General features: G+C 70.0%; 20 protein-coding genes. 10 read left to right on the forward strand and 10 right to left on the reverse strand.

Translation table 11 applies throughout. The annotated features are described in order from the left end of the window. Positions 1 to 13 precede the first annotated feature (13 nt). The 3 genes from LZ686_RS13165 to der are packed head-to-tail and all read left to right on the forward strand — an operon-like array spanning position 14 to position 3,479. Positions 14 to 655: a tetratricopeptide repeat protein gene (locus LZ686_RS13165; RefSeq protein WP_349548089.1), complete on the forward strand. Its 642-nt coding sequence runs from the start codon at positions 14 to 16 to the stop codon at positions 653 to 655. A gap of 26 nt (positions 656 to 681) precedes the next feature. Beyond that, the gene (locus tag LZ686_RS13170) at positions 682 to 1,998 is read left to right on the forward strand and encodes an outer membrane protein assembly factor BamB family protein (RefSeq protein ID WP_045983618.1); all 1,317 of its coding nucleotides are present in this window, start codon (positions 682 to 684) and stop codon (positions 1,996 to 1,998) included. Beyond that, positions 1,995 to 3,479: a ribosome biogenesis GTPase Der gene (gene der / locus LZ686_RS13175; RefSeq protein WP_046001301.1), complete on the forward strand. Its 1,485-nt coding sequence runs from the start codon at positions 1,995 to 1,997 to the stop codon at positions 3,477 to 3,479. Before LZ686_RS13170 ends, der begins: the two co-directional genes overlap by 4 nt. Before the next feature lie 6 nt (positions 3,480 to 3,485). On the opposite strand, the gene LZ686_RS13180 is transcribed toward der, so the two are convergent. From LZ686_RS13180 to LZ686_RS13190, 3 genes are all read right to left on the reverse strand, one after another. After that, the gene (locus LZ686_RS13180) at positions 3,486 to 4,229 is read right to left on the reverse strand and encodes a hypothetical protein (RefSeq protein WP_127899170.1); all 744 of its coding nucleotides are present in this window, start codon (positions 4,227 to 4,229) and stop codon (positions 3,486 to 3,488) included. A 54-nt stretch (positions 4,230 to 4,283) separates the two neighbouring features. After that, on the reverse strand, positions 4,284 to 5,576 hold the full coding sequence (gene serS / locus LZ686_RS13185) for a serine--tRNA ligase (RefSeq protein WP_349548090.1): 1,293 nt from the start codon (positions 5,574 to 5,576) through the stop codon (positions 4,284 to 4,286). 86 nt (positions 5,577 to 5,662) lie between these two features. Continuing rightward, complete coding sequence (locus LZ686_RS13190) at positions 5,663 to 6,049, reverse strand: hypothetical protein (RefSeq protein WP_052715326.1); 387 nt, start codon at positions 6,047 to 6,049, stop codon at positions 5,663 to 5,665. A gap of 122 nt (positions 6,050 to 6,171) precedes the next feature. Between LZ686_RS13190 and meaB the strand changes: the two genes are divergently transcribed. From meaB to LZ686_RS13210, 4 genes are all read left to right on the forward strand, one after another. Next, on the forward strand, positions 6,172 to 7,146 hold the full coding sequence (gene meaB, locus LZ686_RS13195) for a methylmalonyl Co-A mutase-associated GTPase MeaB (RefSeq protein WP_349548091.1): 975 nt from the start codon (positions 6,172 to 6,174) through the stop codon (positions 7,144 to 7,146). Between the two features lie 65 nt (positions 7,147 to 7,211). Then, a complete protein-coding gene (locus LZ686_RS13200; RefSeq protein WP_349548092.1) occupies positions 7,212 to 8,246 on the forward strand; it encodes a bifunctional transcriptional activator/DNA repair enzyme AdaA in 1,035 nt (344 codons plus the stop codon). A 126-nt stretch (positions 8,247 to 8,372) separates the two neighbouring features. Continuing rightward, positions 8,373 to 8,669, forward strand: a complete 297-nt coding sequence (gene rpmB / locus LZ686_RS13205) for a 50S ribosomal protein L28 (RefSeq protein ID WP_046001306.1) — start codon at positions 8,373 to 8,375, stop codon at positions 8,667 to 8,669. 121 nt (positions 8,670 to 8,790) lie between these two features. Beyond that, the gene (locus tag LZ686_RS13210; protein ID WP_045984182.1) at positions 8,791 to 9,261 is read left to right on the forward strand and encodes a copper chaperone PCu(A)C; all 471 of its coding nucleotides are present in this window, start codon (positions 8,791 to 8,793) and stop codon (positions 9,259 to 9,261) included. Positions 9,262 to 9,266: 5 nt separating this feature from the next. Here the strand turns inward: LZ686_RS13210 and LZ686_RS13215 are convergent, their stop codons facing one another. Further along, the gene (locus tag LZ686_RS13215; RefSeq protein ID WP_217845407.1) at positions 9,267 to 9,911 is read right to left on the reverse strand and encodes an arylesterase; all 645 of its coding nucleotides are present in this window, start codon (positions 9,909 to 9,911) and stop codon (positions 9,267 to 9,269) included. Next, positions 9,908 to 12,139 carry a heavy metal translocating P-type ATPase gene (locus tag LZ686_RS13220; protein ID WP_349548093.1) on the reverse strand — a complete coding sequence of 744 codons (2,232 nt, stop codon included), beginning with the start codon at positions 12,137 to 12,139 and terminating at the stop codon, positions 9,908 to 9,910. The genes LZ686_RS13215 and LZ686_RS13220 overlap by 4 nt, the downstream gene beginning before the upstream one ends. A gap of 125 nt (positions 12,140 to 12,264) precedes the next feature. Here LZ686_RS13220 and LZ686_RS13225 point away from each other — a divergent pair, with 125 nt between their 5' ends. Genes LZ686_RS13225 through yghX form a run of 3 tightly spaced genes read left to right on the forward strand, consistent with a single transcriptional unit; the run spans position 12,265 to position 14,879 of the window. Then, positions 12,265 to 12,825: a L,D-transpeptidase gene (locus LZ686_RS13225; RefSeq protein WP_046001308.1), complete on the forward strand. Its 561-nt coding sequence runs from the start codon at positions 12,265 to 12,267 to the stop codon at positions 12,823 to 12,825. Between the two features lie 2 nt (positions 12,826 to 12,827). Then, on the forward strand, positions 12,828 to 13,937 hold the full coding sequence (gene mnmH / locus LZ686_RS13230; RefSeq protein ID WP_349548094.1) for a tRNA 2-selenouridine(34) synthase MnmH: 1,110 nt from the start codon (positions 12,828 to 12,830) through the stop codon (positions 13,935 to 13,937). 57 nt (positions 13,938 to 13,994) lie between these two features. Next, complete coding sequence (gene yghX / locus LZ686_RS13235) at positions 13,995 to 14,879, forward strand: YghX family hydrolase (RefSeq protein WP_349548095.1); 885 nt, start codon at positions 13,995 to 13,997, stop codon at positions 14,877 to 14,879. Here the strand turns inward: yghX and LZ686_RS13240 are convergent. Genes LZ686_RS13240 through LZ686_RS13260 form a run of 5 tightly spaced genes read right to left on the reverse strand, consistent with a single transcriptional unit; the run spans position 14,867 to position 20,420 of the window. Beyond that, complete coding sequence (locus LZ686_RS13240) at positions 14,867 to 15,673, reverse strand: purine-nucleoside phosphorylase (protein ID WP_349548096.1); 807 nt, start codon at positions 15,671 to 15,673, stop codon at positions 14,867 to 14,869. The genes yghX and LZ686_RS13240 overlap by 13 nt on opposite strands. After that, positions 15,657 to 16,685, reverse strand: a complete 1,029-nt coding sequence (locus tag LZ686_RS13245) for an ABC transporter permease (protein WP_349548097.1) — start codon at positions 16,683 to 16,685, stop codon at positions 15,657 to 15,659. Before LZ686_RS13245 ends, LZ686_RS13240 begins: the two co-directional genes overlap by 17 nt. Then, entirely contained in the window at positions 16,682 to 17,788 is a 1,107-nt protein-coding gene (locus LZ686_RS13250) for an ABC transporter permease (RefSeq protein WP_349548098.1), read from the reverse strand. Before LZ686_RS13250 ends, LZ686_RS13245 begins: the two co-directional genes overlap by 4 nt. Then, on the reverse strand, positions 17,788 to 19,431 hold the full coding sequence (locus tag LZ686_RS13255) for an ABC transporter ATP-binding protein (RefSeq protein WP_349548099.1): 1,644 nt from the start codon (positions 19,429 to 19,431) through the stop codon (positions 17,788 to 17,790). The genes LZ686_RS13250 and LZ686_RS13255 overlap by 1 nt, the downstream gene beginning before the upstream one ends. Further along, the gene (locus LZ686_RS13260; protein ID WP_349548100.1) at positions 19,431 to 20,420 is read right to left on the reverse strand and encodes a BMP family lipoprotein; all 990 of its coding nucleotides are present in this window, start codon (positions 20,418 to 20,420) and stop codon (positions 19,431 to 19,433) included. Before LZ686_RS13260 ends, LZ686_RS13255 begins: the two co-directional genes overlap by 1 nt. Positions 20,421 to 20,432 lie beyond the last annotated feature (12 nt).

Genomic DNA, 20,432 nt, shown 5'->3' on the forward strand with positions numbered 1-20,432 from the left:
CGGCAGGGCGGGCATGGCCAACCAGAGCGACACCTTCATCGACGAAGTCACCGAAGAGCTGCGGCGCGACCGCCTGTACGGGGCGATGCGCCGTTACGGCTGGATCGTGGTCCTGGTGATCGTGGCGGTGGTCGGATTTACCGCTTGGCGCGAATACAGCGCCGCCCAGGACCGCGCCGCGGCGCAGGCCTGGGGCGATGCGATCCTGGCGGCCGAGGCCCAGAACGACCCCGCCGCCGTTCTGGCCGTCGATCCGCGCGGCTCGGCCGGGCGGCAGGCGCTGACCGGGCTGCTGGCCGCGGGCGCGCAGACCGATCCCGATGCCCGCGCACAGGCGCTGCAGGGCGTGGCCGATGCCCAGCCCGACAGCGTGCTGGGAGAGCTGGCGCAGCTGAAGCTGGTGATGGCACAGGGCGCACAGATGGATGCGGCCGAACGCGACGCCATCCTGACCCGCCTGTCGCGCGCCGGTGCACCGTTCGAGCTGCTGGCGCTGGAACAGAAGGCCGTGGCCCTGATCGGTGCCGGGCGCCCCGAGGATGCGATCACCCTGATCCGCCAGATCCAGGACAAGGACGGCCTGACCGAGGCCTTGCGTCGTCGCCTGTCCGAGATGATGATCGCCTTGGGCGAGACGCCCGAACCGACCGAATAACGGACTGAGAGACAGGGATGACCGCCATGCTGCGACTGACCTTGGCGATGGCCGCCGGACTGGGACTTGCCGGCTGCGGCGACCGCGAAATCATCCTGCCCGGAGAGCGCCTGGACCCCCTGGCCGTCATCTCGGCCGACGGTCCCGCGGTCGAGGGTGCGGCGGGCATCACCGGCACCGCGCTGTCCCTGTCCGCCCCGGTCACCAACGGCGAATGGACCCATCGCGGCGGCAACGCCGCCCATGCGCCGGGCCATCTGGCCCTGGGCGCGGGCGGCACGGCCCTGTGGTCCGCATCGATCGGCCAGGGCGAAACCCGTCGTCACCGCATTACCGCCGACCCCGTCGTGGCGGCGGGCCGGGTCTTCACCCTGGACAGCCGCGCCCGCGTCACCGCGACCGCGCTGAACGGCGGGCGCGCCTGGTCCACCGACGTGACGCCCGCGCTGGAGAATGTCGACAGCGCCTCGGGCGGAGGTCTGGCCTATGAGGGCGGTCGCGTCTTCGTCACCACCGGTTTCGGCGAACTGGTCGCGCTGGACGCGGCCAGCGGCGCCGTGCTTTGGCGCCAGCGGGTCGAGGCCTCTATCGGCGGCGGCCCGGCCGTGCAGGACGGCGTGGTCTATGTCGCGGCCCGGAACGCCGTGGGCTGGGCCGTGCGCGCCAGCGACGGGCGCGTGCTGTGGCAGGCGGCGGGCACGCCGTCGGGGTCGGGCGTCATGGGCGTGTCGGTCCCGGCCGTGCAGGGCGACACGGTGGTGTTCCCGTTCTCGTCGGGGCAGATCGTGGCGGTGGACCGCCAGTCGGGCCTGACCAACTGGACGTCGCAGATCGCGGGCACCCGTCCCGGACGCGCCATCGCGGTGGTCCGTGACGTGACCGGCGATCCGGTGATCGCGGGCGGGCGCGTCTATTCGGGCACCTCTTCCGGGCGCATCAGCGCGGTCGAGCTGTCGACCGGCCTGAACGACTGGACCGCGGACGAGGGCGCCAACAGCCCGGTCGTCGTCGCGGGCGGGTCGGTCTTTGCCGTGAACGACCAGGCCCAGCTGGTCCGGCTGGATGCGGCGACGGGCGGCGTCGTCTGGCGCCAGCCCCTGCCGTATTACACCACGCAGCGCGTGCGGCGTCAGGATGCGGTCCACGCGCATTACGGTCCCGTGCTGGCCGGGGGGCGGTTGCATATCGCCTCCAGCGATGGCATGTTGCGCAGCTTCGATCCCGCCTCCGGCGCGCTGGTCGGTCAGGTGGCGATCCCCGGTGGGGCGGCATCGGCCCCGGTGGTCGCCGGTCAAACCCTTTACGTCGTTGCGCGCAACGGCCAGTTGCATGCGTTCAGATGACATTCACCCTTGCGATCGTCGGGCGGCCCAATGTGGGCAAGTCCACCCTGTTCAACCGCCTGGTTGGCAAGAAACTTGCGCTGGTCGATGACCAGCCCGGCGTGACCCGCGACATCCGCGAGGGCGCGGGCCGCCTTGGCGACCTGCGCTTTGTCGTGATCGACAGCGCGGGCCTGGAGATGGCCGAGGATGACAGCCTTCAGGGGCGCATGCGCCGCCTGACCGAACGCGCCGTTGACGAGGCCGACATCTGCCTGTTCGTCGTCGACGCGCGCATCGGCATCACCGCGGCCGACGAGTATTTCGCCGAGATCCTGCGCCGCCGCGCCAAGCACGTCATCGTCGCCGCCAATAAGTCCGAGGGCCGCGCCGGAGAGGCGGGGGCCATGGAGGCCTATGCCCTTGGCCTGGGCGAGCCCCTGCGCATCTCGGCCGAGCATGGCGAGGGGATGGACGACCTTTATGGCGTGCTGATGCCCCTGGCCGACCGGATCGAGGCCGAGCGTCCCGCCCCGATCGAGGCCGTGACAGACCTGGACCTGTCCGAGGAGGACGCCGAATCGGGCGAGGGTTCCGAGGACTGGCGCCCGTCCGAGGCCCGTCCCCTGCAGATCGCCGTGATCGGCCGCCCCAATGCGGGCAAGTCGACGCTGATCAACAAGATCCTGGGGCAGGACCGCCTACTGACCGGCCCCGAGGCCGGGATCACCCGCGATTCGATCAGCGTGACCACGAACTTCATGGGCACGCCCATGCGCATCTTCGACACGGCCGGCATGCGCAAGCGCGCCCGCGTGACCGAGAAGCTGGAGAAGCTCTCGGTGGCCGACGGCCTGCGGGCCGTGCGCTTTGCCGAGGTCGTCGTCGTCCTGCTGGACGTCGAGATCCCCTTCGAGACCCAGGATCTGCGCATTGCCGATTTCGCCGAGACCGAGGGCCGCGCCGTCGTCATCGCCGTGAACAAGTGGGACACAGAGGACGACAAGTCCCACAAGCTGAACGAGATGCGCGCCAGTTTCGAAAAGCTGCTGCCGCAGCTGCGTGGCGCGCCGCTGATCACCGTGTCGGCCAAGACCGGCAAGGGGCTGGACCGCCTGCACAACGCCGTCATCAAGGCGCATGAGGTCTGGAACCGCCGCGTGCCGACCGCCCGCCTGAACCAGTGGCTGGGTGCGATGACCGAAAGCCATCCGCCCCCGGCCCCCGGCGGCCGCCGCATCCGCCTGCGCTACATGACGCAGGTCAAGACGCGTCCGCCTGCGTTCATCGTGAAATCGACACATACCGACCAGATCCCCACCAGCTATCAGCGGTATCTGATCAATGGGCTGCGGACCGATTTCGACATGCCCGGCACGCCGATCCGCCTGTTCTTCCGCGATCAGGGCGGCGAGAACCCCTACAAGGCCAAGGCTACCAAGATCGTGCAGTCTGGTGCGCTGTCCAAGCACAAGCATCGCCAGAAACCCAAGGGCAGCTGACCCGGCTCAGCTGGCCGCGCGGATCAGCACCGTGGCCATCGCGCTGATCCCGATGATCGCGGCCAGCGCGATCATGGGATCGCTGCCCATGGTCGAGATGGCCAGCCCGCAGAATGCCCAGATCAGCGCCACGGAATAGCCCACGCTTGGGCCGATCCACATCTGCGCGGCCATGCCGAGGGCCGCGGCGGGCAGGATCGCCACGGCCGACACGATCTGTGCGGACAGGCCGAACTGCACGGCGGTCAGCTCCGCCAGCGCGGCCGAGGCCAGGGCAGTGGCCCATCCGGCCAGAAAGCCGATTGCGGGGCGATGCCGACCCGCCGCGCGCCGGGCGCCCACCGTCGCGGCGACGGCCCCGGCCACGGAGGCCAGGGTCAGCACGCCCGGATTGTCGATCAGCAGTGGCCAGACCGATGCCAGGACCAGCGCCCCCAGCAGCATCGGCCACACGCGCGGTCGGCCCGCGCGGATCGGCTCGTCATCAGACGGGTCGATCCACTGTCCGACGGCATCCAGCATCACCATCATCCAGACGGCGATCAGCAGCATCCACATCAACAGGTTGTCGGGGTTCAGGTACAGGTGGGGAATGGCGATGCTGGTCGGCGCGACGGGCGGCAGCAGCGGCGCCGCCAGACGCGCCGCGTCCGTGATGATGCGCGCATCGGGCTGCATCGCGAAGATCACGCCGCAGATGACGAAGATCGCGGCGACCACCAGATGCAAGACTGAACCGATCCGTGTCATGCAGGCCAACGCGCGCCGGCCTGCGGCAGTTTCGCGCCGTCCGCAATCGGGGTGTCAGGCCAGCGATCCCTGGCCAGTCAGCGTGGTCGCGCCCTTCAGATAGGGGTGCAGGACCGCGGGCAGGCGGACCGATCCGTCGGCCTGCTGGCCGTTTTCCAGCACCGCGATCAGCGCGCGCCCGACGGCCAGGCCGGACCCGTTCAGGGTGTGCACGAATTCCGGCTTGCCCCCGCCTGCCGGGCGATAGCGCGCGTTCATCCGCCGTCCCTGATAGTCGCCGCAATAGCTGACGCTGCTGATCTCGCGATAGCGGTCCTGTCCGGGCAGCCAGACCTCCAGGTCGTGGGTGATGCGCGCGCCCGCGCCCATGTCGCCGGTGCACAGGATCATCGTGCGATAGGGCAGCTCCAGCGCCTCCAGCACGGCCTCGGCGCAGCGGGTCATGCGGTCATGTTCGGCCAGACCGGTATCGGCGTCGGTGATCGACACCATCTCGACCTTCTCGAACTGGTGCTGGCGCAGCATGCCGGTGGTGTCGCGGCCCGCGCTGCCTGCCTCGGATCGGAAGCACTGGCTGTGCGCGACCATGCGGCGGGGCAGGGCGGCCTGGTCCAGCAGGTCGCCGTTCACGGTGTTCGTCAGCGTCACCTCGGATGTGGGGATCAGCCAGTACCCTTCGCGGGTCAGATAGCTGTCTTCTCCGAACTTGGGCAGCTGGCCGGTGCCCAGCATCATCTGTTCCAGCACCAGGACGGGGGTCCAGGTCTCCTCCAGCCCGTGCTGGTCGACATGCAGGTCGACCATGAACTGCGCCAGTGCGCGATGGATGCGCGCGACCGCCCCCTTCAGCACGACGAAGCGGCTGCCGGACAGCTTGGCGCCGGTCTGGAAATCCATGCCCGGCACGACGCCGGGGATCTGGAAATGCTCGACCGGGGCAAAGTCCAGGGCCGCAGGCGTGCCCCACCGGCGCAGCTCGACATTGTCGTCCTCGTCCCGGCCCTCGGGGACACGGTCCAGCGGCAGGTTCGGAATGCCCAGCAGTAGGTCGCGCAGCTGCGCGTCCAGATCGGCGGCCTCTGCCTGCATGCGGGCGATGTCGGCCTTGGTCGTGGCGACCAGCGCGCGCAGACGCTCGAACTCGGCGTCGTCGCCCCGCGCCTTGGCTGCGCCCACGTCCTTGCTGGCCTTGTTCTGGTCAGCCTGCGCGGTCTCGGCGGCGGCGATGCGACCGCGGCGGGCCTCGTCCAACGACAGGATCTGCGCGGTCAGGCCGGTCAGCCCGCGGCGGTTCAGCGCCGCCTCGAAGGCATCGGGATTGTCACGGATCGCACGGATGTCATGCATGGCGGCACCTTCGCAAATTGTCTGGGTGCCTGACTAGCGCATGCCGACAGCGACAGAAAGCCCGGCGCGCCGCCACCGCGGGAATATCACGCGCCCAGTGTCAGTCCCGCACCGCGCATCATCTCCTCCAGCACGGGATAGAAATAGCGCTGGCCGACATAACCCTCGATCCGGCCCGCCTCGGATCCGTCCGACAGCAGCACGAAGGTGGGCGTGATCCAAGGTCGTCGTGCCAGTGCCAGCCCATCGGGATAGGGGCCATCCACGTCGACATGCAGGATCGGCGCAGCCCGCCCCGCGGCCGAGGCCGCATAGCCCGGCCCGATCTGGGCATGCCAGGCGCGGCAATGGTGGCAGGCGGGCGATTCGACCATCATCAGCCGCCAGCCCGACGGCGGCGCAGCCCGCACCCCCAGGGGCAGCATCACGGCCGCGGCGCCCATCAGGACGGTGCGGCGGGACAGGATGGGCATGACGGGACCTCCACGCGGGATGGCGCCAGATTACGCCTTGCCGGCCCATGGCACAAGGTCGACGGGGTTGCCCCCCGGCGTTGCCTGGTCCAGTGTCTCGCGCAAAGCGGGACAAGGCGGCGATGACGACGGACGATCTTCTGACACCCTTGCTGCGGGGCGATCGGCGGGCGCTGTCGCGCGCGATCACCCTGGTGGAATCGACCCGCCCCGACCATCGCGACCGCGCAGGCCGCCTGATCGCGGCGCTGCCCGACAGCACGGCCCTGCGCATCGGCCTGTCAGGCACGCCGGGGGTGGGCAAGTCGACCTTCATCGAGGCGTTCGGCACGATGCTGACCGAACAGGGGCTGCGCGTCGCGGTGCTGGCGGTCGATCCGTCCTCGACCCGGTCGGGCGGTTCGATCCTGGGGGACAAGACGCGGATGGAGCTTCTGTCGCGCAACCCGCGCGCCTATGTCCGGCCCAGCCCCTCCAGCGCACATCTGGGCGGCGTCGCCCGCCGCACGCGCGAGGCGATCCGCCTGTGCGAGGCCGCGGGCCATGACGTGGTCCTGATCGAGACGGTGGGCGTCGGCCAGTCCGAAACCCTGGTCGCACAGATGTCGGACCTGTTCATCCTGCTGCTGGCGCCTGCGGGCGGCGACGAATTGCAGGGGGTCAAGCGCGGCATCATGGAGATGGCCGACCTGATCCTGGTGAACAAGGCCGACGGCGACCTGCTGCCACCCGCGCGCCGGACGGTGGCCGATTACGCGGGCGCGCTGCGCCTGCTGCGCAAGCGCCCGCAGGACCCCGACGGCTTTCCCAAGGCCATGCCGGTCAGCGCGACCACCGGCGCGGGCCTGCCCGAAGCCTGGTCCTGCATGCGCCATCTGGCCGACTGGCGCCGCGAGGCCGGTCATTTCGACCGCATCCGGGCCGAACAGGCGCGCGACTGGTTCATGGCCGAACTGCAGGGCGGGCTGCTGGCGCAGCTGGACGCCCCGGACGCCCGCGTGCGCATCGGTGATCTGGGCGCCCGTGTCACCCAAGGCGCGCTGCCCCCGGTCGAGGCGGCGCGCCAGATGCTGGACTGGTTGCGGCAGCCGCGATGAAATGCCCGAAAACGCGCCGCGCCCTGTCCGCGAATCGGCTAGACCGGTCCGCACAGGAGGGGGCGATGCCGGACCATGACGATCTGTATGCCGCGCTGCTGGCGCGCGATCCGGGATATGACGGGCGGGCGCTGGTCGGCGTCACCTCGACCGGGATCTTTTGCCGGCTGAGCTGCCCGGCGCGCAAGCCGCGGCGCGACAACTGCCGCTGGTTCGCGGATGCCGCCGCCGCGCGGGCCGCGGGGTTTCGCCCTTGCCTGCGCTGCCGTCCCGAAGGGCAGGTGCCGCCGCTGGTCGCCACGTTGGGCGCGGCGCTGGCCGCCGACCCCGCCCGCCGCTGGTCCGAGGCGGACCTGACCGCCCTGGGCCATGACCCCTCGACCGTGCGGCGGCTGTTCCGCCAGCATCTGGGCACCAGCTTTCTGCAGCTGGCGCGCGCGGCACGACTGCGCGCGGGCCTGACCACATTGACGCAAGGAGGCAGGATGATCGACGCACAGCTGGACGCGGGGTTCGATTCGGCATCGGGGTTCCGGCAGGCCTTTGCACGCCTGTTCGGGCATGCGCCGCACCAGATGCGGGGGGCCGCGGACCTGCGCGCGGACTGGATCGATACGCCCCTGGGCGGGATGATCGCCATCGCCGATGACGACGCCCTGCACCTGCTGGAATTCACCGACCGCAAGGCGCTGTCCCAGGGGCTGCGGCGGCTGTCGGTGATGGTGGGGGGGCGGATCGGGCTGGGCCGCACCGCGGTGACCGACCGGGCCGAGGCCGCTTTGGCCCGGTTCTTCGCGGGCAGCGACGGGCGGCTGGACCTGCCGGTGCGCCTGCGCGGCACGCCGTTCCAGACCCGCGTCTGGCAGGAACTGCAGGCGATTCCCGCGGGCCGAACGCGCAGCTATGCGCAGCTTGCCGCGGCCATCGGCCATCCGACCGCCGTCCGCGCGGTCGCGGCGGCCAATGGGGCGAACCGGCTGGCGCTGGTCGTGCCCTGTCACCGGGTCATCGGCACAGATGGCACCATGACCGGATATGCGGGCGGCCTGTGGCGCAAGGAGCGCCTGATCGCGCTGGAGCGCGGCTATGGAATCACCTGACAAGGCTTGACGACGCGCCCCTCATGCGGTAGCCACCCGCGAACGGAATTCCGGGCGCTGCCTCGCGGCGCCTTTTCACATTGGGACGGACCCCCCGCCCGCACAGCTGAGACGAAGGAACACACCATGTCGCGCGTCTGCGAACTGACCGGCAAAGGCCCGATGAGCGGTAACAATGTCAGCCATGCCAACAACAAGACCCGTCGCCGGTTCCTGCCGAACCTGAACGAGGTCACGCTGCTGTCCGAAAAGCTGGGCCGCGGCTACTCGCTGCGCATCTCGGCCGCGGCGCTGCGTTCGGTCGATCACCGTGGCGGCCTGGACGCCTTCCTGGCCAAAGCCAAGGACACCGAGCTGTCGGACCGCGCCCAGAAGATCAAGCGCGACCTGGTCAAGGCCGAATCGGCTGCCGCGACCGCCTGATCCGATGATCGTCGGATGATGCATGGCCCTGCCGTTCCGGCGGGGCTTTTGCATGTTCGGAACCCCCGGCCCGTGCGGTGCGGCCTGTGCGCGCCCCGGCCCCATCCAAGGACCTTGCCGAATGAAACTGTCGATCCTGGCCGCCGTCGCGGTGCTGTCCCCGGTGGCCGCCCTTGCCCATGACGGCATGCACGCCAACGACGCCTATGCGCGCAGCACCAACCCCAAGGTGGGCGCGGTCTTCATGCAGCTGGAAAACCACCGTCAGGTCGCCTGCACCCTGCAGGGCGTGTCGTCCGACGCGGCCGAGCGGGTCGAGCTGCACACCCATGTCGAGGAAGGCGGCGTCATGAAGATGACCCGGATCGAGGACGGGATCGCCGTCGCCGCCGGTCAGACCCACGCCCTGAACCGCGGCGGCGACCACATCATGATGCTGGGCCTGGCCGAACCGCTGGCCGATGGCGACACGCTGACCCTGTCGATGGATTTCGGCGATTGCGGCACCGAGGAGGTGCAGGTCGTCGTCGACAACCAGCGCGAGGATGCCGCCCCCGCCGATCACGACCACGGCGACCATCAGGGCCACTGAGGGCCTCAGGCCGCCCGTTCGACCAGTTGGGCGGCCACCGGACCCAGGTGCCGGACGATCAGCGTCACGCCCTGGGCAGACGGGTGAACCCCGTCCCGCAGCAGCAGCGGCGCCCTGTCGGTCGCGGGCACCTGTGCCAGCGGCGCATACAGATCCTGCAGCAGCAGCGCGCCGTGGCGTTCGGCCAAACGCGGCCAGATCCCGCTCCAGGCGCGGCGCCAGTCGGGCTGGCCCGCCGGGGCGTGGATGCCGACCAGCAGCAGGGGCCGCCCGCCGCTGCCCGCGGTCTGCAGGATCGCGTCCAGGTTCGCCTCGGCATCGGCGGGCTGCCAGCGGCGCAGCATGTCGTTGCCGCCCAGCTCGACCATGACGGCATCGGGGCGGTGGCGGCGCATCGACAGCTCGATCCGCACGCGGCCGCCATAGGTCGTGTCCCCCGACAGCCCCGCATCGATCAGGTCCGCCGGGCGCCCTGCATCGGCCAGCCAGGCCGACAGCTGCGGGACCAGCCCCTCGGTCGGGCCCAGGCCGAAACCGGCGGTCAGGCTGTCGCCAAAGCACAGGATGCGCGGCAGCGCCTGTGCCTGGGCGGGGCGGACCAGCGTGGCGGCGGCGGCGGCGGTCAACAGGTGGCGGCGGGTCAGGATCATGCGGCAGTCCTCAGGCGCAGGGCATTGGTCACCACGAAGACAGAGGACAGCGCCATCGCGCCGGCCCCCAGCATGGGCGACAGTTGCGGCCCACCAAAGGGCACCAGCGCGCCCATGGCAACCGGGATCAGCGCGGCATTGTAGGCGAATGCCCAGAACAGGTTCTGGCGGATGTTGCGCATCACGGCGCGCGACAGGCGGATCGCGCGGGCGACGCCCTGCGGATCGCCCGCCATCAGGACCGCATCGGCGGCCTCGATGGCGATGTCGGTCCCGGTGCCGATGGCGATGCCCGTGTCGGCGGCGGCCAGCGCCGGCGCATCGTTGATGCCGTCACCTACGAAGACGGTGCCCGGCCCCATCGCGCGGATCGCGGTCAGCTTGTCGTCGGGGGTCAGCCCGCCCTGCGCCCGGTCGATGCCAAGCCGCGCGCCCATGGCCTGCGCCGTGGCGGGCAGGTCGCCCGACAGCATCTGGGTCCGCAGACCCATGTCGCGCAGGGCGGCGATGGCCGCGGCGGATTCCGGGCGTTCGGGATCGGCCAGCGCGAATGTCGCCACGTGGCGGCCGTCGGCGGCCAGGTGCACCGGGGTCGTGCCATCGGTCGATGCGGCATCGGCATGGCGGATCAGGGCGGCGTCCGGCACGATGCCCGCCGCCTGCAGCGCGGAGGCGTTGCCGATCAGCAGCGACCGCCCCTCGACCGTGGCGGTCAGGCCGCGTCCGGGCAGGGCGGTCACCGATTGCGCCGGGGGCAGCGTCATGCCGCCTGCCTCGGCCAGGATCGCGCGGCCCAGGGGGTGTTCGGATCGGGCCTCGGCCGTGGCGGTCAGGCGCAGGGCCGCGTCGCGGTCGATGCCGTGGGTCCAGATCTGCGTCACGCGGGGGCGGCCTTGCGTCAGCGTCCCGGTCTTGTCAAAGGCCACCACCCGCGCGCCCGCCAGTTTCTGCAGGGCATCGCCCTGGCGGAACAGGATGCCAAGCCGCGCGCCGCGCCCGCTGCCCACCATGATCGACATCGGCACCGCCAGGCCCATCGCGCAGGGGCAGGCGATAATCAGCACCGACACCGCCGCCACGACCGCATGCGCAAGGTCGGGACCAAAGGTCAGCCACAGCGCAAAGGCCAGCACCGCCAGGCCCATCACCACCGGAACGAAGATCCGCGTGACCCGGTCGACCAGCGCCTGCACCGGCAGGCGGGCGGCCTGCGCCTCTTCGACCAGGGCCACGATCCGCGACAGCACGGTGTCCGGCCCCGTGGCCGTGACGCGATAGGTCAGCGCGGCCGCGCCGTTGACCGTGCCGCCGGTCACCGTGTCGCCGGGCGCGCGCAGCACCGGGACGGGTTCGCCCGTCAGCATGGATTCGTCGACATGGCCCGCGCCTTCGGTCAGCACGCCGTCCAGCGCGATGCGTTCGCCGGGTGCCAGCTGCACCAGATTGCCCGGCTGCAGGTCGGCCACCGCGACACGCACCGGATGCCCGTCCCGCAGCGCCGTCGCGTGATCGGGCGTCAGGGCCAGCAGTGCGCGGATCGCGGCGCCGGCCTGGCCCTTGGCGCGCGCCTCCAGCCAGCGGCCGGTCAGGATCAGGGTGACGATCACCGCCGCGGCCTCGAACCACACCTGGCGCGAGGCGGCGGGGACCAGGCCGGGGGCCAGGGTCACGACGGCGGAAAAGGCAAAGGCCGTGCCCGCGCCAAGCGCCACCAGGCTGTTCATCTCGGGGGCGCCGCGGCGCAGGGCGGCAAGCCCCGTGCCGAAGAACCGCCGCCCCGGTCCTGCCAGCACCGCCAGCGTCAGGATCATCTGCACGACCCACAACGCGCGCATGGGAACCAGCGCATGCAGCCAGTGGTGGAAGGCCGGGACCAGATGGCCGCCCATCTCGACCACCGCGACGGGCAGGGTCAGGGCGGCGGCGGTCAGGGCCGCGCGGCGCAGGGCCGGGGCCTCGTCCGGGGGTGGTGGCGCGCGGTCGGCGATGACGGTCGCGGGATAGCCCAGATCCGTCACGATTTGCGCCAAGGCCTGCGGGGTCAGGGCGGGATCGTGGCTGACCTGGGCGCGGTGCGTGGCCAGGTTCACCTGCGCATCCGCCACGTCGGGGCGGGCCGACAGCACGCGGCCCACGCGTCCCGAACAGGCCGCGCAGCTCATGCCCTGGATGGCCAGGCGGGTGACGGGCAGGCCATCGGCGGGGATCGGGGCTGCGGCTTGTGTCATGGGTGACAGATGTGGCGCGGGGGACGCGCGGTCAAGGCCGCGAGGCGGCCGAACGGCCTCGTGAGTTGCGGGCCGGGGGCGTTTCGCTGTATCCGGGGGAAAAGCAAACCGATTGGAACTGCGCCATGAACCGTCGTCAGATGATCTCTCTGGCCGCCCTGCTGGTGGCCGCACCCGCCCTGGCCCCGACGCTGGCCGGCGCCCAGGAGGCGGCGGTCGATCCCTATGCCCCCATCGAGGTCGAGATCCGGGACGATTTCGAGACCGGCAGCATCGTCGTCGTCAGCCGCGATTTCTTCCTGTATCACGTGGTCGCACCGGGCAAGGCGGTCCGCTACGGCGTCGCCGTCGGCACGGCCGAACTGGTCTGGAAGGGCAAGGCCACGATCGGCCGCAAGGTCGAATGGCCCAGCTGGCGCCCGACCGACGACATGATCGAACGCAACCCCGGCGCCTATGCCAAATACGCCGACGGCATGCCCGGCGGTCCGCAGAACCCCCTAGGGGCGCGGGCGCTGTACCTGTATGACGACCGGGGCAACGACACCGCCATCCGCATCCATGGCACGACCGATCCCGGATCGATCGGGCGGGCGGTCTCCAACGGCTGCCTGCGCATGCGCAACGAGGCCGTGATGAGCCTGTTCGACCAGGTGCCCATCGGCACGCCCGTCTACGTCTTCTGATCTTGGATCTGACGCTTGCCAGCGCGGCGGACCCGGTTCTGGCCGGGTTCGACGACATCATCGATGTCCGCGCCCCGGCGGAATACGCCGAGGATCACCTGCCCGGAGCGATCAACCTGCCGGTCCTGTCGGATGCGGAACGCGCCCGCGTGGGCACGATCTACAAGCAGGTGTCACCCTTTGACGCCCGCAAGCTGGGCGCGGCGCTGGTCGCGGCCAATGCGGCGCGACACCTGCAGGGGCCGCTGGCCGATCGGGGCGGCGCGTGGCAGCCGCTGGTCTATTGCTGGCGCGGTGGGCAGCGCTCGGGCAGCTTCGGCACGATCCTGAGCCAGATCGGCTGGCGCGTGGCGCGGGTTCAGGGCGGCTACAAGGCATGGCGGTCGCTGGTCGTGGACCGGGTGCAGAACGGTCCGATCGCGGCCCCGGTGATCGTGCTGGACGGCAACACGGGCAGCGCCAAGACCGCTATCCTGCAGCGGCTGGCGCAGCGCGGCCATCAGGTGATCGACCTGGAGGGGCTGGCCAACCATCGCGGCAGCCTGTTCGGCGGCCACCCCGAGGGCCAGCCCAGCCAGAAAATGTTCGAAGGACGCCTGGCCGTCGCGCTGGAGCGTCTGGATCCCGCCCGCCCCCTGCTGATCGAGGCCGAGAGCAGCCGCATCGGCCAGATCACCGTCCCCAAGGCAATGTGGCAGGCGATCTGCGCCGCGCCCCGCCTGCAGATGCAGGTGCCGGTCGCCGCGCGCGCGGCGTTTACCGCCGCGACCTATCGCGACATGGTCGACGATCCCGCGCGCGTTGCCGCGATATTGGACCTGATGGCCCCCCTGCACCCCGCCGAGCGTGTCGAGGGCTGGCGGCAGGCGCTGGCCCAGGGCCGGTGGCAGCATCTGTCCGAGGGGTTGCTGCGCGATCATTACGACCCCCGCTATGACAAGCACCGGTCGCGTCATGACGACGGGCGCGGACAGATCGTCGCACTGGACGACCTGTCCGACCTGGACGCCGCCACCGGATTGGTCGAGGCGGGGCTGGCCCGGATGACCGCGGGCGGTTCGTCGCGGACGGCGGATGCGGGCCCCGCGCGCAGGGCGGTCGCCGATTTGTGATCGGGCAGGGGGGCGGGCTGGCCTAGTCTGACTGCGACCCCATGTCAGGAGAGCGCGATGACCCGGATGAGTGCCAAGGATTTCCCGCAGGAACTGCTGGAGCTGTACGATTTCTATGCCCACGGCCGCATCACCAAGCGGCAGTTCCTGGACCGGGCTGGCAAGTTCGCGGTCGGCGGCGTCACGGCGCTGGCGCTGTTGAACATGCTGCGGCCGAACTATGCGCTGGCACAGCAGGTCAGCTTTACCGACCCCGACATCCTGCCCGAATACGTGACCTATCCGTCGCCCGAGGGGCATGGCGAGGTTCGTGCCTATCATGTGGCCCCGGCGGGCGAGGGGCCCTGGCCCGCGGTGCTGGTGATCCACGAGAACCGCGGCCTGAACCCCTACATCGAGGATGTCGCGCGGCGCCTGGCCAAGGCGGGCTATCTGGCGCTGGCGCCGGACGGGCTGACCTCCAAGGGCGGCTATCCCGGCAATGACGAGGAGGGGCGCGCCCTGCAGGCCGAGGTCGATCCGACCCTGCTGATGAACGATTTCTTTGCGGGGGCCGAACATCTGATGGCGCATGAGCAGTCGACGGGCAAGGTCGGCGCGGTGGGCTTCTGCTATGGCGGGGGCGTGTGCAACGCGCTGGCGGTGGCCTATCCGGAACTGGGCGCGTCGGTGCCCTTTTATGGCCGGCAGGCCCCCGTGGCGGACGTTCCCAAGATCGAGGTGCCGCTGCTGTTCCAGTTCGCCGAGATCGACGACAACGTCAACGCCACCTGGCCCGCCTACGAGGCCGCGCTGACCGAGGCCGGCAAGACCTATGAGGCGCATGTCTATCCGGGCACCAACCACGGCTTCCACAATGATTCCACGCCGCGATACGACCCTGAGGCCGCGGAACTGGCGTGGCAGCGGACGCTGGACTGGTTCGCCCGCTACCTGGCCTGATCCTTCAGGAAACGGCGCAGCACGGTTTCCAGCTTGGCCGCGCCCAGGGGGGCCATTGCCTTGGTGTGGTCGTGGCTGATCGATTCATCGGACAGCCCCGCCCCCATGTTGGTGACGACCGAGATTGCCGCCGCCCTGAGGCCCAGGAACCGTGCCAGGATGATCTCGGGCACCGTCGACATGCCCACGGCATCGGCGCCAAGCGTGCGGGCGGCGCGAATCTCGGCCGGGGTTTCGAAGCTGGGCCCCGAGAACCAGCAGTAGACGCCCTCTGGCAGCTCCACCCCTTCGGCCTCGGCGGCCGCCAGCAGGGCCGCGCGCATCGTGGCGTCATGCGCGTCGGTCATGGGCACAAAGCGCGCGTCGGTCGCCTCTCCGATCAGGGGGTTGGTGCCGGCAAACGCGATGTGGTCGTTCAGCAGCATCAGCCCGCCGGTCGGGATGTCGGGGCGCAGCGACCCGGCGGCGTTGGTCAGGATCAGCTTGTCGCATCCCAGGGCCGCCAGCACCTCCAGCGGCAGACGCATCGCGTCCGCCCGCCCGGATTCATAGTAATGCGACCGCCCCCCGAAGACCGCGACCCGCACCCCCTCCAGCTGGCCGATGACCAGCTGGGGCACATGGCCCGACACGCCCGCATGGGGAAAGCCCGGCAGGTCGTCATAGGGGATCGCCACGCCGTCCACCGTGGAGGACAGATGGCCCAGACCGGACCCCAGGATCAGGCCGTATTCGGGCGCCTCCTGACCCGCGCGGTCGCGGATCAGGGCGGCCAGCTCAGCGCTCCTTGACATAGGGCTCTCCTCCGGCGCGGGGCGGGATGGCGCGGCCGACGAAACCGGCCAGGATCACCACCGTCAGGATATAGGGCAGCGCGTTCATGAACATGGACGGCACCGTGATGATCCCCAGGTCCAGGTTCGGATAGAGGTTGGCGATCGCCTCCAGCAGGCCGAACAGGAAGGTCGCGAACAGCGCCTGCCACGGCCGCCACTTGGCAAAGATCAGCGCTGCCAGCGCGATGAAGCCGCGCCCGGCGGTCATCTCCTTGACGAAGCCCGCCGACAGGCCGGTCGCCAGATAGGCGCCCGCGATGCCGCACAGCACCCCTGCGATGGCCACCGCGGTATAGCGCAGACGTGTGACAGACACGCCCGCCGTATCGACCGAGGCGGGGTTTTCCCCCACCGCGCGCAGGCGCAGGCCGAACCGGGTGCGGTACAGCACCCACCATGTGATCGGCACCAGTGCGAAGGCCACATAGACCAGGATCGTCTGCCCCGAGATCAGCCCTGAATAGATCGGGCCCAGCACCGGGACATCGCGCAGCGCCTCGGCGCCGGGCAGGGTGATCGGGTTGAACCGCCCCGCACCGGTCAGGGCCGGCGTGCGCCCGCCCAGCCCGAAGGCGTTCTGTCCGACCAGCACCGTCAGCCCCGAGGCCAGGAAGTTGATCGCCACGCCCGAGATCAGCTGGTTGCCCATGAAGGTGATCGAGGCGAGGCCATGGATCAGCGACAGCGCAAGCGACCCGGCGATGCCCGCGGCCAGGCCCAGCCATGCGCTGCCGGTGATGTAGGCGACCGATGCGGCGGTGAAGGCTGCCATCAGCATCTTGCCCTCCAGCCCGATGTCGAAGACCCCGGCGCGTTCGGAATAAAGCCCCGCCAGGCAGGCCAGCAGCAGCGGCGTCATCAGGCGCAGCGCGCTGCCGATGCCCTGCTGGGCGGCGGCGCCGTCGGCAAAGGCCCAGACCAGGCAGATGGCCAGGACGATCATTGCGATCAGCGAGTCGCGGATGTTCATTTCACCGCCCCCCGGCTGGTCCGTTTCATGGTCAGGAACAACCGTTCCAGCGGCATGCGGACCATGTTGTCCAGCGCGCCGGTGAACAGGATCACCAGGGCCTGGATGACGATGATCAGCTCACGCGGGATGGTGGTCCACAGCGCCAGCTCTCCGCCACCCTGATACAGGAAGCCGAACAGCAGTGCCGCCAGCAGGATGCCCAAGGGGTGGTTGCGACCCATCAGCGCGACCGCGATGCCGATGAATCCCGCACCCTCGACCGCGTTCAGGACCAGGCGTTCGGATTCGCCCATCACGTTGTTGATGGCCATCATCCCCGCCAGCGCGCCTGAGATCAGCATGGCGATGACGGTGATGCGCACCGGGTTGATGCCCGCATAGACCGCGCCCGGTTCGGACTTGCCGAAGGCGCGGATCTGATAGCCAAGCCGCGTGCGCCAGATCAGCACCCAGACCAGGAAGCAGGCCGCCAGCGCCACCAGGAAGGTCACGTTGACCGGCGTGTTGCGGCCCCATTCAAAGCCCATGCCCGCCGCGATGTCGGTCAGCGCGGGCAGGTTCGTGGCCTCGGGGAAGCGGGCGGAGGCCGGGTCCATGCTGCCCGTCGGGCGCAGCTGGTTCACCAGCACATAGTTCAGCGTGGCCGCGGCGATGAAGTTGAACATGATCGTGGTGATCACGATGTGGCTGCCGCGTTTCGCCTGCAGGATCGCGGGGATGAACGCCCAGGCCGCCCCGAAGGCCGCGGCGCCCAGCATCGCCACCGGCAGGGCGATCGCCCAATGCGGCAGCGGCAGGAACAGCAGCACCAGCGCGACCCCCAGGCCGCCCATCGCCGCCTGCCCCTCGCCGCCGATGTTGAACAGGGCGGCGTGATAGGCGACCATCACCGCCAGCCCCGTGAAGATGAAGTTCGTCGCGTAATACAGCGTGAAGCCCCAGCCATAGCTGGAGCCGAGCGCCCCTTCGACCATCGTGGTCAGCGCCATCCAGGGGCTTTCCCCGATGGCCAGGATCACCAGCGCGGAAATGCCCATCGCCAGCACCAGAGAGATCAGCGGCGTCAGGATGACGTCCGCCCATTTCGGCATCTTGTCCATCAGGCGCGTCCCTCCGGCAGGTCATGGGCGGTTCCCGGCGGGATGCCCGCATCGTCGGGGACGTTCCTGGTGTCGGTGATGCCCGCCATCAGCAGGCCCAGTTCCCCGGTGGTGGTCTGTGCGGGCAGGCGTTCGCCCATGATGCGGCCGTCGAACATCACGGCCACGCGGTCGGACAGGGCCAGGATCTCGTCCAGCTCGACACTGACCAGCAGGATCGCCTTGCCCGCGTCACGCAGCGCCACGATCTGCTTGTGGATGAACTCGATCGCGCCGATATCGACGCCGCGCGTGGGCTGGCCGATCAGCAGCAGGTCGGGATTGCGCTCGATCTCGCGGGCGACGACGATCTTCTGCTGGTTCCCGCCCGAGAAGTTGCGCGCCGCCAGATGGCAGTCGCGCGGGCGCACGTCGAACCGCTCCATCTTGGCCTGGGCGTCGCGGCGGATGGCGTCGTTGTCCATCAGCCAGCCCTTGTTAAACTCGGGCGCGTCGTGCCAGCCGAAGGCCACGTTCTCCCACGCGGCGAAATCCATGATCAGGCCTTCGACCTGACGGTCCTCGGGGATGTGGCCCACGCCGTCGCGGCGGCGCTGACCGGCATCGCAGCCCGACCCGGTCAGGGGCAGGGCGGCGCCGTTCATGCGCACGTCGCCCGTGACCCTGGCGCCCTTTTCCGGGTATCCGCCCAGGATCTCCAGCAGCTGCGTCTGGCCGTTGCCGCTGACCCCCGCGATGCCCAGGATCTCTCCGGCGCGGATGTCCAGGTCGATGCCGCGCAGGCGTTCCACCCCCTCGGCATCGACCATGGTCAGGCCGCGCACCTCCAGGACCGGGGCCTGCGGGCGCGCGGGCTGCTTGTCCACGTTCAGCAGCACCTTGCGACCGACCATCAGCTCGGCCAGCTGTTCGGGGCTGGTCTGGGCGGTCCGGACCGAGGCGACCATCTCGCCGCGGCGCATCACGGACACGTTGTCGGTGATCTCCATGATCTCGCGCAGCTTGTGCGTGATCAGGATGATCGTCTTGCCCTCGTCGCGCAGCCCCTTGAGGATGCGGAACAAATGGTCGGCCTCGGCGGGCGTCAGCACGCCGGTGGGTTCGTCCAGGATCAGGATGTCGGCCTGGCGATACAGCGCCTTGAGGATCTCGACCCGCTGCTGGTGCCCGACGGAAAGGTTTTCCACCACCTCGTCGGGGTCCACGTTCAGCTGGTACTCGGCGGCCAGGCGCTTCAGGACGCCGCGCGCCTTGGACAGGGACGGGCGCAGCAGGGCGCCATCCTCGACGCCCAGGATGATGTTCTCCAGCACGGTGAAGTTCTGCACCAGCTTGAAATGCTGGAACACCATGCCGATGCCCGCGCGGATCGCGGTCTGGCTGTCGCTGATGGTGATCGGCTGACCGCCCACCAGGATCTGGCCCTCGTCGGGCTTGTAGAAGCCGTAGAGGATCGACATCAGCGTCGACTTGCCCGCGCCGTTCTCTCCGATGATGCCGTGGATCGTGCCGCGCGGCACCGACAGGCTGATGTCGCGGTTCGCCTGAACCGCCCCGAACGCCTTCGAGATGCCCCGCAGCTCGATGGCAGCGGGGGCGGCCGTCGCCGACCGCCCCCCCATCATGTCGCTTGCGGCGGTCATTACGAGGCCGGGCAGGCGTTGTCGGTCATGAAGTCGTGCACCGTGACCTCGCCCGAGGCGATGGCGGCCTTGGCCTCGTCCACGGCGGCCTGCATCTCGGCGGTGACCAGCTCGGCGTTGTTCTCGTCGATGGCGACGTCCACGCCGCCCGCGGCCAGGTCCATGACCTTGACGCCCGGCTCCAGGTCGGTGCCCGCGGTGAAGGCGTCGAAGACCGCGTTGTCCACGCGCTTGACCATCGAGGTCAGGATCTTGCCCGGATGCAGCGCGTTCTGGTTGCTGTCCACGCCGATGGCCAGGATGCCCTCGTCCGCGGCGGCCTGCAGCACGCCGATGCCGGTGCCGCCCGCGGCCGCATAGATCACGTCGGCACCCTGCGACTTCTGCGCGCGCGCCAGCTCACCGCCCTTGACCGGGTCGTTCCAGGCCGCGGGCGTCGTGCCGGTATAGTTGCTGACGACCGAGCCCTCGGGCTGGACCGACTTGAACCCCTGGGCAAAGCCGCATTCGAACTTGCGGATCAGCGGGATGTCCATGCCGCCGATGAAGCCGACCGTGCCGGATTCGGACGCCATCCCGGCCATTACGCCGGCCAGATAGCTGCCCTGCTCCTCGGTGAAGACGACCGACTGCACGTTCGGCGCCTCGACCACCATGTCGATGATGGCGAATTTCGTGTCCGGATAGTCGCCCGCGACCTTGGTCAGCACGTCGCCGAAGGCGAAGCCGGTCATGACGATGGGGTTCGATCCGCTCTCGGCCAAGCGGCGGAGCGCCTGCTCGCGCTGCGCCTCGGACTGCATCTCCAGCTCGCGATAGGTGCCGCCGGTCTCCTCGACCCAACGCTGCGCGCCGCCGAACGCCGCCTCGTTGAACGACTTGTCGAACTTGCCGCCCAGGTCATAGATCAGCGCCGGATCGGCCAGCGCCGCGCCGGTCGACAGCACGGCCAGGGCCGAGCCCGCCAGCAGCGATTTCATCAGGGACATAAAGGAACCTCA

It is taken from the genome of Paracoccus sp. NFXS7 (genome assembly GCF_040148865.1).
Lineage (GTDB): Bacteria > Pseudomonadota > Alphaproteobacteria > Rhodobacterales > Rhodobacteraceae > Paracoccus > Paracoccus marcusii.

Coding starts and splice junctions, on each gene's coding strand:
- LZ686_RS13220 (WP_349548093.1), bottom strand. CDS start 12,139: ATGACACAAGCCGCAGCCCCGATCCCCGCCGATGGCCTGCCCGTCACC.
- LZ686_RS13210 (WP_045984182.1), top strand. CDS start 8,791: ATGAAACTGTCGATCCTGGCCGCCGTCGCGGTGCTGTCCCCGGTGGCC.
- LZ686_RS13215 (WP_217845407.1), bottom strand. CDS start 9,911: ATGATCCTGACCCGCCGCCACCTGTTGACCGCCGCCGCCGCCGCCACG.
- LZ686_RS13240 (WP_349548096.1), bottom strand. CDS start 15,673: ATGTCAAGGAGCGCTGAGCTGGCCGCCCTGATCCGCGACCGCGCGGGT.
- LZ686_RS13225 (WP_046001308.1), top strand. CDS start 12,265: ATGAACCGTCGTCAGATGATCTCTCTGGCCGCCCTGCTGGTGGCCGCA.
- yghX (WP_349548095.1), top strand. CDS start 13,995: ATGACCCGGATGAGTGCCAAGGATTTCCCGCAGGAACTGCTGGAGCTG.
- LZ686_RS13170 (WP_045983618.1), top strand. CDS start 682: ATGCTGCGACTGACCTTGGCGATGGCCGCCGGACTGGGACTTGCCGGC.
- meaB (WP_349548091.1), top strand. CDS start 6,172: ATGACGACGGACGATCTTCTGACACCCTTGCTGCGGGGCGATCGGCGG.
- LZ686_RS13165 (WP_349548089.1), top strand. CDS start 14: ATGGCCAACCAGAGCGACACCTTCATCGACGAAGTCACCGAAGAGCTG.
- der (WP_046001301.1), top strand. CDS start 1,995: ATGACATTCACCCTTGCGATCGTCGGGCGGCCCAATGTGGGCAAGTCC.
- LZ686_RS13245 (WP_349548097.1), bottom strand. CDS start 16,685: ATGAACATCCGCGACTCGCTGATCGCAATGATCGTCCTGGCCATCTGC.
- LZ686_RS13250 (WP_349548098.1), bottom strand. CDS start 17,788: ATGGACAAGATGCCGAAATGGGCGGACGTCATCCTGACGCCGCTGATC.
- LZ686_RS13260 (WP_349548100.1), bottom strand. CDS start 20,420: ATGTCCCTGATGAAATCGCTGCTGGCGGGCTCGGCCCTGGCCGTGCTG.
- LZ686_RS13200 (WP_349548092.1), top strand. CDS start 7,212: ATGCCGGACCATGACGATCTGTATGCCGCGCTGCTGGCGCGCGATCCG.
- serS (WP_349548090.1), bottom strand. CDS start 5,576: ATGCATGACATCCGTGCGATCCGTGACAATCCCGATGCCTTCGAGGCG.
- rpmB (WP_046001306.1), top strand. CDS start 8,373: ATGTCGCGCGTCTGCGAACTGACCGGCAAAGGCCCGATGAGCGGTAAC.
- LZ686_RS13255 (WP_349548099.1), bottom strand. CDS start 19,431: ATGACCGCCGCAAGCGACATGATGGGGGGGCGGTCGGCGACGGCCGCC.
- LZ686_RS13180 (WP_127899170.1), bottom strand. CDS start 4,229: ATGACACGGATCGGTTCAGTCTTGCATCTGGTGGTCGCCGCGATCTTC.
- LZ686_RS13190 (WP_052715326.1), bottom strand. CDS start 6,049: ATGCCCATCCTGTCCCGCCGCACCGTCCTGATGGGCGCCGCGGCCGTG.